General features: G+C 71.1%; 14 protein-coding genes and 1 pseudogene. 12 read left to right on the top strand and 3 right to left on the bottom strand.

The genetic code is table 11. From position 1 onward, the window contains the following. Window positions 1–583: pseudogene (locus DJ73_RS07365) on the bottom strand (PGF-CTERM sorting domain-containing protein); the annotation flags it as partial. 108 nt (window positions 584–691) lie between these two features. On the opposite strand from DJ73_RS07365, the gene DJ73_RS07360 reads away from it, so the two are divergent. The 12 genes from DJ73_RS07360 to DJ73_RS07310 all read left to right on the top strand — a co-directional run bounded on the left by DJ73_RS07360 (window position 692) and on the right by DJ73_RS07310 (window position 10870). Then, complete coding sequence (locus tag DJ73_RS07360) at window positions 692–1270, top strand: cysteine hydrolase family protein (protein ID WP_094521854.1); 579 nt, start codon at window positions 692–694, stop codon at window positions 1268–1270. Window positions 1271–1375: 105 nt separating this feature from the next. Next, on the top strand, window positions 1376–1948 hold the full coding sequence (locus DJ73_RS07355; RefSeq protein WP_094557691.1) for a hypothetical protein: 573 nt from the start codon (window positions 1376–1378) through the stop codon (window positions 1946–1948). Window positions 1949–2124: 176 nt separating this feature from the next. After that, entirely contained in the window at window positions 2125–2214 is a 90-nt protein-coding gene (locus DJ73_RS21350) for an HVO_2523 family zinc finger protein (protein ID WP_394338266.1), read from the top strand. Between the two features lie 195 nt (window positions 2215–2409). Then, window positions 2410–3375: a phytoene/squalene synthase family protein gene (locus DJ73_RS07350; RefSeq protein ID WP_094521852.1), complete on the top strand. Its 966-nt coding sequence runs from the start codon at window positions 2410–2412 to the stop codon at window positions 3373–3375. Between the two features lie 20 nt (window positions 3376–3395). Beyond that, a complete protein-coding gene (locus DJ73_RS07345; RefSeq protein WP_094521851.1) occupies window positions 3396–3605 on the top strand; it encodes a hypothetical protein in 210 nt (69 codons plus the stop codon). 82 nt (window positions 3606–3687) lie between these two features. Then, window positions 3688–4965: a histidinol dehydrogenase gene (hisD, locus tag DJ73_RS07340; protein ID WP_094557690.1), complete on the top strand. Its 1278-nt coding sequence runs from the start codon at window positions 3688–3690 to the stop codon at window positions 4963–4965. 133 nt (window positions 4966–5098) lie between these two features. Continuing rightward, window positions 5099–6313 carry a phosphate/phosphite/phosphonate ABC transporter substrate-binding protein gene (gene phnD, locus DJ73_RS07335; protein ID WP_094557689.1) on the top strand — a complete coding sequence of 405 codons (1215 nt, stop codon included), beginning with the start codon at window positions 5099–5101 and terminating at the stop codon, window positions 6311–6313. A gap of 3 nt (window positions 6314–6316) precedes the next feature. Then, window positions 6317–7165 (top strand): phosphonate ABC transporter ATP-binding protein, encoded by an 849-nt coding sequence (phnC, locus tag DJ73_RS07330; protein ID WP_094557688.1) that lies wholly within the window; start codon window positions 6317–6319, stop codon window positions 7163–7165. Window positions 7166–7168: 3 nt separating this feature from the next. Beyond that, complete coding sequence (gene phnE / locus DJ73_RS07325; protein WP_094521847.1) at window positions 7169–8005, top strand: phosphonate ABC transporter, permease protein PhnE; 837 nt, start codon at window positions 7169–7171, stop codon at window positions 8003–8005. After that, the gene (gene phnE, locus DJ73_RS07320; RefSeq protein WP_094521846.1) at window positions 8005–8799 is read left to right on the top strand and encodes a phosphonate ABC transporter, permease protein PhnE; all 795 of its coding nucleotides are present in this window, start codon (window positions 8005–8007) and stop codon (window positions 8797–8799) included. The genes phnE (DJ73_RS07325) and phnE (DJ73_RS07320) overlap by 1 nt, the downstream gene beginning before the upstream one ends. 113 nt (window positions 8800–8912) lie before the next feature. Beyond that, entirely contained in the window at window positions 8913–9671 is a 759-nt protein-coding gene (locus tag DJ73_RS07315) for an HAD family hydrolase (protein WP_094521845.1), read from the top strand. Window positions 9672–9721: 50 nt separating this feature from the next. Beyond that, a complete protein-coding gene (locus DJ73_RS07310; protein WP_094557687.1) occupies window positions 9722–10870 on the top strand; it encodes a mechanosensitive ion channel family protein in 1149 nt (382 codons plus the stop codon). Window positions 10871–10955: 85 nt separating this feature from the next. Here the strand turns inward: DJ73_RS07310 and DJ73_RS07305 are convergent, their stop codons facing one another. Continuing rightward, entirely contained in the window at window positions 10956–12416 is a 1461-nt protein-coding gene (locus DJ73_RS07305; protein ID WP_094557686.1) for a hypothetical protein, read from the bottom strand. Between the two features lie 84 nt (window positions 12417–12500). Beyond that, on the bottom strand, window positions 12501–13314 hold an 814-nt coding region (locus DJ73_RS07300; RefSeq protein WP_094557685.1), incomplete at its 5' end, for a hypothetical protein.

The following is a 13314-nucleotide window of genomic DNA, read 5'->3' as shown; positions in this document are numbered from 1 at the left end:
CCTCGCCCTCGGCGACGACGAGGACGATCCGGTCCTGAGCCGGCGAGTAGAAACCGGAGACGGCGCCGCCGAACACCGAGTCGATCTCGTCGTTCGCGTTCTCCTCCTCGCCGACGACGAACAGCGCCTCCCACACCTGGTCGTTCCAGCGGCGGAACGCCTCGCTGCTGTTGTTCCCGCCGGCCGAGTCGTTCATGAACTCCTCCCGGGAAACCGTCTCGACCGGCACGTCCTCCCGGAACGGTCGCTCGCGGATGTGCTCGACGCGCGCCATCGTCAGGTGCGTCAGCGCCTCCAGCTCGGACTCGTTGAGGCCGTCGCTCTGGTTGAACGACAGCTCCGCCTCGTAGTGGGTTCCGTTCCAGCAGCCGACGACCTCCGTCCCGTCGCCCGCGTCGCACTCGGCGGCGGTCGCGCTTCGGGGGACGTCGCCGGCGGCGACGTCCGTCGGACCGGAAGCGACGCTATCCGCGGTCTGACTGGGAGCGACGCTATCCGCGACCGGGCCAGCGGCGACTCCCCCGACCCCGAGCGAGAGGAGTGCGATCGCGGCGACGACCGAGAGGGTGAGAACCCGTCGCATAGTGGCGATTACAACCGACCCGGTAAGTAGTTTGCCGGTCCGTCGGTCGCTGGCGGCGACGCGACGGCCGGCTTCGCATTTTTCACACCGGGACCCCAATCGCCGCGTATGCCGTACGATCCGACCGAGACCGCGGTGATCGTCGTCGACATGCAGAACGGCTTCTGTCACCCGGACGGGAGCCTTTACGCCGAACCGAGCGAGGCGGCGATCGGGCCGGTGACGGCGCTGGTCGAGCAGGCGCGCGAGGCGGGCGCGAGCGTCGTCTACACCCGCGACGTCCACCCGCCGGAGCAGTTCGACGAGACGCACTACTACGACGAGTTCGACCGCTGGGGCGAACACGTCGTCGAGGGGTCGTGGGACGCCGAGCTCGTCGAGGGGCTCGACGTCCGCACTGACGACCACGTCGTCGAGAAGCACACCTACGACGCCTTTTACCGGACCGAGCTGGAGGGGTACCTCGACGCGCACGGGATCGACGACCTGCTGATCTGCGGAACGCTCGCGAACGTCTGCGTCCTTCACACGGCCGGCAGCGCAGGCCTGCGTGATTACCGTCCCGTCGTCGTCGAGGACGCGCTCGGCTACATCACCGAGGACCACCGCGAGTACGCCGTCGACCACGCGGACTGGCTGTTCGGCGAGACGACGCTGCGCGAGGAGGTTGAGTTCGCGGACGCGTGAGCCGGCGGGGGCTGATAGTGAGCCGCCGAAGCCGCCACCGGGACCCGTTATCAGCGGCGTGAATCGGCGTGTAACCCTTTTGAACCCCGACGGGGACCGTCGAGTATGGAACTCTCTCGACGCGGAATGCTCGCCGGGGTGGGGGCCGCGTGCGCGGTCGGTGCCGTCGGCTTCGCCGGGGCGACGGCGGTGACGGACGGCGAGGGCGGCGACGGCGCGTCCGGCGACGGAGCGATCGACGACGATCCGGTCGGCGGCGGCTCGACCGGAGGCGACGAGAGCGGCGGTCCGGCCGGCGCGGTCGACGTCGATCCGGAGGCCCCGTTCGAGGCGCGGCTCCTCCGGGACGGCGAGGACGACCGGCGGCTGTTCGGCGCCGGCGACCTCGACGAGGTCGAGGGCGTCTTCGACGACGACGGCGAGTACCTCGTGTACGTCGCGCTCGGCGACGACGGGATCGACGCCTTCCAGGAGCGACTGGCCGCGTCCGGCGCGGTCGACGAGCCGGAGCGGTTCGTCGTGTCGATGGCCCTCGACGGGACCGAGGTCCGGCGGGTCGAGTTGGACGAGCCGACGGTGAGCGCGCTCACCGAGGACGGCTGGGGCGGCGTGTTGACGCTCCCGTTCGGCGAGGAGCGCGTCGCGCAGTCGGTGTACGACTCGCTGGCGTCGGCCTGACTGGTCAGGGAGACCGATACTTACAGTGGGTCGGAGCGACCGCGAGAGGCGGCCTCGCGGCGCGGAGGGGATCGGTTATGCCTCCGGCGACCGTACTGAACCGCATGAGCGAGGGCGACGGCGGTGGGAACACGGGCGGCGGGCCGACCGGCGGGTCCGGCGGTCGGCCGTGCCCGATCTGCAAGAGCCCGATGTACCACAGACACTGCAAGTACGTCTGCCCGGCCCACGGGGTCGTGTACGACTGCAGCGACACGTTCTACTGACCGCGAGGCGGCGCCGAGCCCGAGTTTTCGCCGGTGGCGCGCCTCCTTCGCGTCTCCCGAATAAACACGGAATTAACGGATAGCCGACATGAAAACAACAATGGATGTGCGAACTGTTATGTTCTTGGAGGCCGATTTTTCCCTTATGACCGGCGACCCGCTCTTGACCCTCCTCTCCGACCGGCAGGGGTCACCATGGTAGAGCACACACAGGTTGCCCGGAGCAAGCGGATCCAGCGTCGCACGGGCAAGACCTTCCACGTCGCCACCCGGCTGCTTCCGAAGCGGATCCGCCATGCAACGTACGTTCTGTACGGTTTCTTCAGGATCGCCGACGAGGTCGTCGACGCCGAGGACACCGGGCCGCCGGCCGAACAGCGCGCCGAGCTCGACCGGCTCCGGCGGGCCGCTCTCGGCGAGGAGCCGACCGACGACCCCGTGTTGGAGGCGTTCGCCGAGGTGAAAGCGGAACACGGGATCGCCGACGAGGACGTCCGCTCGTTCGTCGACGCGATGGAGAGCGACATCGACACCGACCGCTACGAGACGTACGAGGAGCTGGAGACGTACATGGACGGCTCCGCGGCCGCGGTCGGGCGGATGATGACCGCGATCATGGACCTCGACGAGGAGACCGAGGCGGCGGCGCTTCCGCACGCCACCAAGCTCGGCGAGGCGTTCCAGATGACGAACTTCATCCGCGACGTCCGCGAGGACGTCGTCGAGCGCGGCCGGGTGTACCTCCCCCTAGAGACCCTCCGGCGACACGACGTTAGCGAGGAGCAGATCCTCGAGCTGGAGTTCGACGCCGACGTCGCGGCCGCGGTCCGCGAGGAGCTCGCCCGGACCGAGCGGCTCTACGAGGAGGGGGTCGCGGGGATCAAGTACCTCCCCGAGGACTGTCAGCTGGCGGTGTTGCTCGCGGCGGTGCTGTACGCGGACCACCACCGGCTCATCCGGGACCTGGGGTACGACACGGTGTCGACGACGCCGGAGCTCTCCTTCGCCCGCAAGATCTCGCTGCTCGTCCGGACGCGCTGGAAGTGGCAGTGGAACAAGGACCCGGAAGCGGTGTTCTACGAGATGTGTCGCGGCTTCGACGGCACGCGCGACCATCGCGAGCACGGACCGCACGGCTCGGGCGTCGCGCAGTCGGACTGAACGGGGCCCGGAGGCGCCGAATGAACCGCTCCCGCTTCGTCGGGCTCGCCCTGCTCGCGTTCGGGCTCGTCTTCCTCTCGTTCGTCGTCCGCGGCACGACTCGCCTCGTCGCGCCCTACGAGCTGGCCGTGGCGCTGTCCGCGCCGATCCTCTTCGCCGCGGCGGGGCTGCTGGCGGTCCTCGTCGCGCTCGCGACGCTCGACGTGACCGGGGTCAGACGGTTGGAGTGAGACGGGGAGACGCGCCGACCGCCCTCGCGCCCGGGGTGCGCCGAGTCGGAACGCCCTTTTGACCGCGGCCCGGAGTGAGCGCATGGACGTACGAACCGTCGCCGACCTCTCGCCCGCCGAACGGCGCGCCTTCTTCGAGCGCGACGCCGGCGTCGACGCGGTCCGCGACGACGTGGCGGAGATCGTCGGTAGAGTGCGCGAGGAGGGCGACGTCGCGCTGCGGGAGTTCGCCGAGGAGTTCGACGGCGTCACCGTCGGCAACATCGACGTCACCGACGACGCCCAGCGCGCGCACGCCGAGCTCGACGACGCGAACGATCCGGTCCTCGACGCGGTCCGAGAAGCCGCCGCCAACGTCCGCGAGTTCCACGAGCGGCAGCGCCCCGAGGACTGGCGCGACGAGTTCGGCGGCCGAGAGCTGGGCCGCCGGTTCCGGCCGATCGACCGCGCGGGGGTGTACGTGCCCGGCGGCGCGGCCGCGTACCCCTCCAGCGCGCTGATGGGGGTCATCCCGGCGACGGTCGCGGGCGTCGACCACGTCGCGGTCGCGACCCCGCCGGCCGAGGACCTGAATCCGGTCACCCTCGCGGCGGTCCACGAGGCCGGCGCCGACGCGGTGTACCAGGTCGGCGGCGCGCAGGCGATCGCCGCGCTCGCGTACGGGACGGAGACGGTGACGAGCGCGCAGAAGGTGGTCGGCCCGGGCAACAAGTGGGTCACCGCCGCGAAGGCGGTCGTGCAGGGCGACGTCGAGATCGACTTCCTCGCGGGGCCGAGCGAGGTGCTCGTGCTCGCGGACGAGACGGCAGACCCCGAACTCGTCGCGGCCGACCTCGTCGCGCAGGCCGAGCACGACCCGAATGCCTCCGTGGTCGCCGTCACCGCCGACGCCGACCTCGCCGCCGCCGTCGCCGAGGCGGTCGACGAGCAGGCCGCGGACCGCGAGCGTGAAGAGACGATCCGGGCCGCCCTCGACAACGACGCCTCCGGCGTCCTCTGCGCCCGGTCGATGCCCGAGGCCGTGCTGTTCGCCGAGGAGTACGCGGCCGAGCACCTCTCGATCGTCGCCGACGACGACGAGGCCCTCTTAGATCGGATCACGAACGCCGGCTCCGTCTTCCTCGGGGCGTACTCGCCCGTCGCCGCCGGCGACTACGCGGCCGGGACGAACCACGTGCTGCCGACGAACGGCGGCGCGAAGCGCTACGGCGGGCTCTCCGTCGACACCTTCCTCCGGTCGTCGACGGTCCAGCGGCTCGACCGCGACGCGCTCGCCGACCTCTCGGAGACGGTCACGACGCTCGCGGAGGCCGAGGGGTTGGAGGCGCACGCGGAGAGCGTCCGGAAGCGGTTCGAGTAGGCGAAGAGATATGTACCGCTCCCGACCGGTACGGATTACTATCTAGTAACACGCACCGGTCCGTATCTCTCGAAACCACCCCATACAATTCATAGCAGCCTTCATACGCCGAATACGCGATCGTGAGAGCGTAATGGTGGAAGACACCGGCGGACGGACGGAGACGAGTTCGAGACGGCGATTTATTCTGGCCGGCGGGGCCGTCGGAATTGCCGGGCTGGCGGGCTGTTCCGGCGGGAGCGGCGACGGCGAGGCCGGGGCGGGCCTCGATTCGGGCGACGAGGACGGCGGTGACGGCGGTGATGGCGGCGACGGCGGATCGGGCGACCCGATGCTCGCGGACGCCTCGGAGTTCGATCCCGCAGAGCCCGGCTGGGAGGAGAACAACTACCTGATGACGGCGGTCTCGGAGAACGACTACTTCCAGGGGAGCCAGACGGACCTGGAGAACATGCGGAACCAAGACGTCGAGGAGATAGCTCACGGCAGCCCGCCACGGGAGCTGCCCGACGACGAGAGCGAGTGGGTCGACCCCGACCCGCTCATCTTCGTGGACAAGCCCGGCGAGTCCGGCCAGTCGCAGTATCAGGATACCATCCAGCCGCTGCTGGACCGGCTCGAGGAGACGACGGGCCGGACGGTCGAGTGGCAGCCCGTCGACTCCAACGCGGCGACGGTCGAGTCGTTCCGGGCGGGGCGCGGACACCTGGGCGATATCTCGACCGGAACGTCCGCCTTCGGGGTCAACCTCGGCGGCGTCGTTCCGTTCGCGGTCCCGATAAGTCCCTCCGGACAGTTCGGCTACCGGCTGCTGGCGGTCACCCGCGACGACGAGCACGACATCCAGTCCGTCAACGACTTCGCGCGCGACGACGTCAAAATCGCACACTCCGAGCCGGCGTCGAATTCCGGTAATCAGGCGCCGTCGGCGCTGTTCGACCAGTTCTTCGACGTGACGGCCGGAGAGGACTACGAAGTCAACTTCTCGGGCGGCCACGACCAGACCGCCCGCGGCATCGCGGCGAGCGACTACGACGCCGGGCCGATCTGTAGCACCTGCGTCGATGACCTCATCGGGTCGACGGAGGACATCGACTACGACGATTTCAAACTGGTCTGGGCGAGCAACCCGTTCCCGCCGGGGCCGATGGTCCACCGCTACGACCTCCACCCGGATATCGTCGAAGGGATCAAGGAAGCGACCATCGGGACCGACTGGACGGACACCGAGTACGCCGAAAACACCGGTGAGGCCGAGTACGTTGAAATCGACTACAAGAACGTCTTCAACGACATCCTGATCATCCAACGATACAACGGCGTCGAGTACGAGAGCGGGAACCTCTGAACCATGCTCGAAACGGAGAAGCTTGGAAAGACGTATCCAACCGGTGACGAAGCGCTCAGCGACGTCTCCGTGCGGATCGACGGCCGCGAGGTCGTCGCGATGATCGGCCCGAGCGGGGCCGGCAAGAGCACGTTCGTCCGGTGTATCAACCGGCTGGTCGAGCCGACGGCAGGGAGCGTCCGCCTCGATGACACGGAGCTGACCGCGCTGGACGACGACGAGCTGCGGGACGCGCGCCGGAACATCGGGATGGTGTTCCAGGAGTACAACCTCGTCGAGCGGCTCACGGTGATGGAGAACGTGCTCTCCGGGCGGCTCGGCTACCTCTCGAACTGGGCCGCGCTCCGACGGAACTTCCCGCCGGAGGACGTCAAGCGGGCCTACGAGCTGCTGGAACTCGTCGGGCTCGACGGCATGGAGGACAAACGGGTCGACGAGCTCTCCGGCGGGCAGCGCCAGCGCGTCGGCATCGCGAGGGCGGTCGTCCAAGAGCCGAAGATCCTGCTGGCCGACGAGCCGACCTCGAGCCTCGACCCCGAGACCTCCCGCAACGTGATGGAGCTGCTCACCGACATCGCCGAGGATCGCGACGTGCCCGTGCTGATCAACATCCACGAGGTCGACCTCGCGGAGGCGTACGCGGACCGAATCCTCGGACTCCACGCCGGCGAGCTCGTCTTCGACGGGCCGGCGAGCGACCTCACCGACGAGTCGAAGGGTGTCATCTACCGCGGCGAGGAGCCGCCGGAGTCGGCCGCGACGGACCCGGACTGGCTGTCGGGTCCGGACGACGAGTCGAGCGCGCGGAACGGGCAGGACGCCGGTTCCGACCGCCTGCCCGCGGAGGACTGACCCGTGGCGACCGAGTCGTCCTCGCCGGCGGGGTCAACGGGCGCGGCCGACCGGCGGACGTGGCGGCGCCCGACCGCGTTCCGGAACCGGTACACGAAGTGGGCGGTGTACGGGGCCGTCCTCGCGCTCGTCGTCTGGTCGGTGGCGAGCCTACAGATCACCCTCGGGCGGTTCCTCTCGGGACTCGGCTACGGCTACGAGCTGATCGACTCGATGCTGCCGCCCGAGACCGGCAGCGAATACACGCTCAGGCTGTTCGACCGCATGATCGAGACGATCGCGATGGCGATGGTCGCCACCGTCGCCGGGATCGCGATCAGCCTGCCCGTCGCGTTCGGAGCGGCGGAGAACCTCGCGCCGCGGCCGGTGTACTACCTGAGCCGCGGGGTCATCAGCGCTACGCGCGCCATCGACGGACTGATCGTCGCGATCATCGCCGTCATCGCGCTCGGGTTCGGCCCGCTCGCGGGGATCGTCGCGATCAGCTTCAAGACGATCGGCTTCTTCTCGAAGCTGTTCGCCGAGGACTTGGAGGACATCGACATGGGCGGTGTCGAGGCAGTCCGGGCGACCGGCGCGACCCGTTTTCAGAGCGTGGTCTACGGGGTCGTCCCACAGGTCGTTCCGCGGTTCGCCGGGCTCGCCGTGTACCGGTGGGACATCAACATCCGGTCGTCGACGATCGTCGGGATCGTCGGCGCCGGCGGGATCGGCGTCCTCCTCCAGCGAGCCTACCAACGGTACGAGTACGACTACGTGGCGGCGATCCTCGTCGCGATCATCGCCGTGGTCCTCGTCGCGGAGTTCGTGAGCGCCGTCGTCAGGCGGAGGGTCCAGTGATGGCTGGCGCCACGCGCGAGTGGAGCCGGTTCGACGCGCGAGAGCGGCTCTTCCGGATCGGGTCCGTCGTGGTCGCCGTCGCCGTCGTGGTCGCCTCGTGGGAGTGGCTCGACATGAGCCTCCAGTACGTGACCACCGCGCCGGCGCAGGTCGGCGACCTCCTCGGGCGGATGGTCCCGCCGGACTGGGGGTACCTGCCGAACGCGGTCGGGCCGTTGGCCGAGACGATACAGATCGCCGTCGTCGGGACGATCGCGGCGGTGATGATGGCGGCCCCGGTCGCGTACATCTCCGCCGAGAACACGACGCCGAACCGGGCGACGTACGCGCTCGGAAAGCTCATCGTCACCGTCTCGCGGTCGGTCCACACGATCGTCTGGGCACTGCTGTTCGTCGTGATGCTCGGGCCGGGCGCGCTCGCGGGGACCGTCGCGACCGCGGTCCGGTCGATCGGGTTCCTCGCGAAGCTCCTCGGCGAGGAGATCGAGGAGATAGACTTCGGGCAGGTGGAGGGGGTCCGGGCGACCGGCGCGAGCCCTGCGCAGCTGTTGATCTACGGGATCGTCCCGCAGATCAAGCCGGCCTTAGTCGGACTCAGCGTGTACCGCTGGGACATCAACGTGCGGGCGGCGACGATCCTCGGGTTCGTCGGGGCCGGCGGGATCGGCGTCCAGCTGTTCGAGGCGATCGACTCGTTCGCGTGGCGGACGGTGTCGGCGCTGCTGATCGCCATCCTCGGCGTCGTGCTGGTGAGCGAGGGAGTGTCGGCGTACGCCCGCCGGAAGGTGCGCTGAACCCCGCCTATCGACGGGAGACCCAGCCTCGGCCCTCCGAGACGGACCGATAACCGAGTGCGAACGGCTCGCGCCGCGAACGACCCGCGGACCGACGACGACACACGGAACACATGACAACGCATCACGACACCGACGGACGGAACGACGAGGTCGTCCTCTTCGACATGGACGGCGTGATCCTCGACGGTTGGGGGACCGACGAGGTGGTTCACAGCCGCGCCCTCGGCGACGTCCTCGAGGAACGGGACATGCGGGTGACCGGCGACCGCCGCCGCCCGCTCGAAACGCGCGACTACGACGACGAATTTCGCGTCGCCTGCGAGGAGCTCGGCGTCGATCCGGCGACGCTGTTCCGGGCCCGCGAGGAGCGCAGCGCGAAGCGCTCCGTCGCGCGGCTCGCGGCCGGCACGAGGCGGCTCTGTCCCGACGTCGACGCGATCGATGAACTCGCGCGGCACGTCCCAATCGGGCTCGTGAGCAACAACTACCACCCGACCGTCGAGTTCGTCGTCGACCACTTCCGGCTCGACGGGTTCTCGTTCGTCCGCGGCCGCGACCTCGGCCCGGAGGGGTTCCGCCGGCGGAAGCCGGAGCCGTACTACCTGAACGAGGCCCTCGACGCGCTCGGTGCCGAGGGAGGGCTCTACGTCGGGGACCGCGCCACCGACGTGATCGCCGCCGAGCGAGCCGGGCTCGACGGCGTGTTCCTCAGGCGCGAGCACAACGCCGCGCTCGACCTCGACGTCGAACCGGCCTCGGAGATCGAAAGCCTCCGGGAACTCGTCGACCTCGTCGAGGCGACTCGGCCGGCCGCAGAGACGGAACGCCCGAGTTCGGGCGTCGAGAGCGTCCGGAAGCGGTTCGAGTAGGAGACCGACCCCGCAGAAACGGTTATCTCGCGCACTCGCCTCCGGACGGTATGATCCCGTCGCCGCTGACGTTGTTCGAGGGGCTCACGGCGGTCGAGGCGACGGTCGCGGTCCTCGTGGTCTCGATCGTCGCCGCCGTGGGAATGGAGTTCGCCGTCCTGCGGGTCGCCCGCCGGTACGTCGCGGCCACCGACTCCGGGTACGACGACATCGTCATCTCCTCGCTGCGCGCGCCGCTCGTCGTCACCGCCGCGCTCGTCGGGGTGTACCTCCTCACGCAGGTGCCGTCGGTCCGGACCTCGGTGCTCGTGAGCCCCCGGCTGCTCGATAGCGTCTTCGGTCGGCCGTCGCTGTCGGTGATCGTCCTCGTGTGGGCGCACGCGGCGAACACCGTCGTGAACCGGCTCGTCGCCGCCGTCAACGAGGAGGGCGGTCGGTTCGACTTCGCGCCCGTGTTCTCGAACGTCTGGACGCTCGCGGTGCTCGTCGGGAGCGCCGGCACGCTGCTGTGGCTGTGGGGCATCGAGATCACGCCCCTGCTCGGCGCCGCGGGAGTCGCCGGCATCGCGGTCGGCTTCGCCGCGAAGGACACGGTCGCGAACTTCTTCGGCGGGATCGCGCTCTACTTCGACGACACCTACAAGATCGGCGACTACATCGTCCTCGATGACGGCACCGCCGGGACCGTGATCAAAGTCGGCGTGCGCTCGACGACGCTGCTCACCCGCGACGAGGTGCTGGTGACGGTGCCGAACGCGGCGCTCAACGCCGCGAAGGTGACGAACGAGTCCGCGCCGCAGCGCCGGCGCCGCGTTCGGGTCCCGATCGGCGTCGCCTACGGGACCGACGTCGACGCGTTCGAGGCGCTCGCGCTCGAGGTCGTGCAGGCGGAGCCGCTGGTCCTCGACTCGCCGAAGCCGCGGGCCCGGCTGCGCTCGTTCGGCGACTCGGCGCTGCAGTACGAGATCCTCTGTTGGGTCAACGGGCCGACGCGGCGCCGACGCGCACAGCACGAGCTCAATCGCGCGCTGTACAAGGCGCTGGCCGCGGCCGACATCGAGATCCCGTACCCGAAACGCGACGTGACGGTCACGCGGACCGGCGACCCGATCCCCGAGAGCGCGGGCGCCGAGCGGTCGGGTCCCCCGTCCGCCGCCGCGGCGGAACCCGCCGAGCGCCGAGCGGGCGACGGCGACTGAAGCCGGCGGCGACTGAAGCCGGCGACGATTGAGGGCGACGGCGACTACGTGCAGCGAGGGACCCCGACGGCGGGGCGGGCGACCGTCAGGTCGACGCCCCGGCGTCGCCGTCCGGGGAGGCCTCGGGATACCACGCCGGCGGGACCGCGGCGGTGTCGCCGAGACGGTCGTACCGGAACGCGACCCGGACGCGCTCGCCGGTGGGCTCGTGGACGTACGTCGCCGACAGCTCGAGGACGAGGCCGTCGGCGCTGACGAACGCGACCGCCCGGAAGTCGCTGACTTCCTCGCCGAGCGCGCGGGGCTCGCCGCGCACCTCGACCCGGTACAGCGGGATCTCCGTGGCCGCCGGGCGGACCGTCGACTCGCTCCCGTTCAGGAACCGCCGGATCGGCTCCGCGGCGACCTCGCCGGCGAGCGCCGTCGCGTTCGGCGCCGCCGCGGGCGGGACGCGACGGGTCTCTACGCCCCCAGACCCCGCGGCCCGCTCGTAGACGGCGTCGCCGTCGGCGAACACCTCGACGACCCCGTCGCGGCTCGCGTTCGGGACCGGCGCGTTCGGGACCGACGCGTTCGCCGAGGCGGCGATCCGGTACCGGCGCTCGGAGGCGACCGCCAGTTCGACGCCGCCGTCGCCGGCGATCCCCACGCGGCCCCCGGTCGACGCGTCGAGGTCCGTCGCGTTCGCGGGCCCGGACGCGACGAGGAGGACGGACGCCGACGAGAGGGTCGACGCGGCGGCGACGTGGGCGTCGGCGAGCGCGTCCGCGTCGTAGACGCCGGTGAGGAAGACGCCGGGCGGCGTCCGCGCCGTCGACCCCACCGTGCCCGTGAGCGCGTCCTCGTAGAGCCCGAGGGACGCCGCGTCGTCGAGCGTCGCCGCGCCGCGCTCCGCGGACTCGGCCGTCCCGATCGCGCTCGCGGCGGCCGCGTACTCCCCGCCTGCCGGCGGCGACGGGGGAGCCGGCTCCCCCACGCCGGGACCGAGCCCGGTGACCCCGCCGAACGCCGAGGGCCCGCCCGCGGCGAGGACCGCGGCGGCCGCCACCAGGGCGGCGACGGCGACGACGGCGAGCGCGGTCCGCCTCTCGTCCGAGACCGACCGCCGGAGTCGCGACGCGCGGCGTCGGACGCCGCCGGGACCCGCGGCGGCGGCCGCGCCGGCGGCCGCGAGGTCGACGCCGAAGCGCCGGCGGAACAGCCGGTCCGCCGCGTCGCGGTCGATCCCGTAGCACAGCCGCTCGCGGAGGTCGGCCGGCGAGACGTACGCCGCCCCGACCGCGTCGGCTCGGCGCCGGGGGGACGCGGCGAGGAGGCGCCGCGCTCCGTCCCCGACGACCGCGTCGGCGTCGTCCGGAACGGGCGTCCCGACCGCGATCCGTCGAACGCGGCCGTCGCGACGGGCGACGACGACGCTCGACTCGGCCGCCTCGCGGGTCGTCTCCCAGCCCCGCGCCGCCCACAGCGCGGCGACGAACTCGCGGCGCTCTGCCGGCGAGAGGGCTCGCCATCGGCGGGCGAACGCCGCCTCCGACGGGATGCTCATGGGAGGGATGACGGATGCTACCTATACAAACGTACCGCGGACCGGGACCGGTCGAGAGCGGGTCTCCCGCGCCGACCGAGACCGCTACTCCCGCGGGAAGGTGAAGAGTCGGACCCCGCAGTCCGGGCAGGCGAGCGTTTCGGCGGGCTCCTCGTCGGGGCCGGTGTAGCCGCCGCAACAGGGGAGGTCGACCCCGCGTTTCAGGTCGCCCTCGCAGTCGGGACAGGCGTCGAGGAACATCCGGTTCGTCCGCGCCGCCGCGAGCCGGAACGACTCATCCGAGAGGAAGGGCTCGGCGGCGCGGTAGCCCGCGATCTCGGCGATGGCCACCGGCCGGCGGAGCCACGTCTCGTCGACCGTGTTCGCGCCGGCGGCGGAGAGCGCGACCCACTCGTCGCCGTCGGCGTCGCCGTCGCCGCGGACGACTCGGGACTCGGTCGCCGGGGATATCTCCCGGGCGACGTCGGCGATCGCCTCCGTCTCGCGGATGCGGAGCCGCGCCATCTCGGCGTTCCAGCGGTCGCGGTACTCGTCGGTCGGCGCGACGGCGTCGCCGTCGACTTCGAGGACGCCCTCGGCGAGGAGCCGGTCGAGGAGCGCCTCGCCGTCGACGTCGTCCGGGTCGAGCGAGCCGCTCCCGGCCGCCGGCGCGCGGCCGCCGTCGGTGGCGGCGTCCGCGCCGTGGAACAGCGCCTCGCTGCCGGGGATCGGGGCGACGAGCAGCGGCGCGAAGCGCGGCGTCCCCGGGACGACGTACCCGCGGAGCCAGACGAGCGCGAGACCGGCGGCCGAGACGACGGCGGCGGCCGGGAGGCTCGCGATCGACACCGCCGCGGCGGCGACGGCGACGACGGCGACGTTGACCGCCGTACACGGCCAACAGCGGTTTTCGCCGGTG

This window comes from Halorubrum sp. Ea1 (assembly GCF_002252965.1).
Taxonomy (GTDB): Archaea; Halobacteriota; Halobacteria; order Halobacteriales; family Haloferacaceae; genus Halorubrum.
This window is presented reverse-complemented; position numbering and strand designations above follow the sequence as displayed.

Coding starts and splice junctions, on each gene's coding strand:
- DJ73_RS07360 (WP_094521854.1), top strand. CDS start 692: ATGCCGTACGATCCGACCGAGACCGCGGTGATCGTCGTCGACATGCAG.
- DJ73_RS07355 (WP_094557691.1), top strand. CDS start 1,376: ATGGAACTCTCTCGACGCGGAATGCTCGCCGGGGTGGGGGCCGCGTGC.
- DJ73_RS07350 (WP_094521852.1), top strand. CDS start 2,410: ATGGTAGAGCACACACAGGTTGCCCGGAGCAAGCGGATCCAGCGTCGC.
- DJ73_RS07345 (WP_094521851.1), top strand. CDS start 3,396: ATGAACCGCTCCCGCTTCGTCGGGCTCGCCCTGCTCGCGTTCGGGCTC.
- hisD (WP_094557690.1), top strand. CDS start 3,688: ATGGACGTACGAACCGTCGCCGACCTCTCGCCCGCCGAACGGCGCGCC.
- phnD (WP_094557689.1), top strand. CDS start 5,099: ATGGTGGAAGACACCGGCGGACGGACGGAGACGAGTTCGAGACGGCGA.
- phnC (WP_094557688.1), top strand. CDS start 6,317: ATGCTCGAAACGGAGAAGCTTGGAAAGACGTATCCAACCGGTGACGAA.
- phnE (WP_094521846.1), top strand. CDS start 8,005: ATGGCTGGCGCCACGCGCGAGTGGAGCCGGTTCGACGCGCGAGAGCGG.
- DJ73_RS07315 (WP_094521845.1), top strand. CDS start 8,913: ATGACAACGCATCACGACACCGACGGACGGAACGACGAGGTCGTCCTC.
- DJ73_RS07310 (WP_094557687.1), top strand. CDS start 9,722: ATGATCCCGTCGCCGCTGACGTTGTTCGAGGGGCTCACGGCGGTCGAG.
- DJ73_RS07305 (WP_094557686.1), bottom strand. CDS start 12,416: ATGAGCATCCCGTCGGAGGCGGCGTTCGCCCGCCGATGGCGAGCCCTC.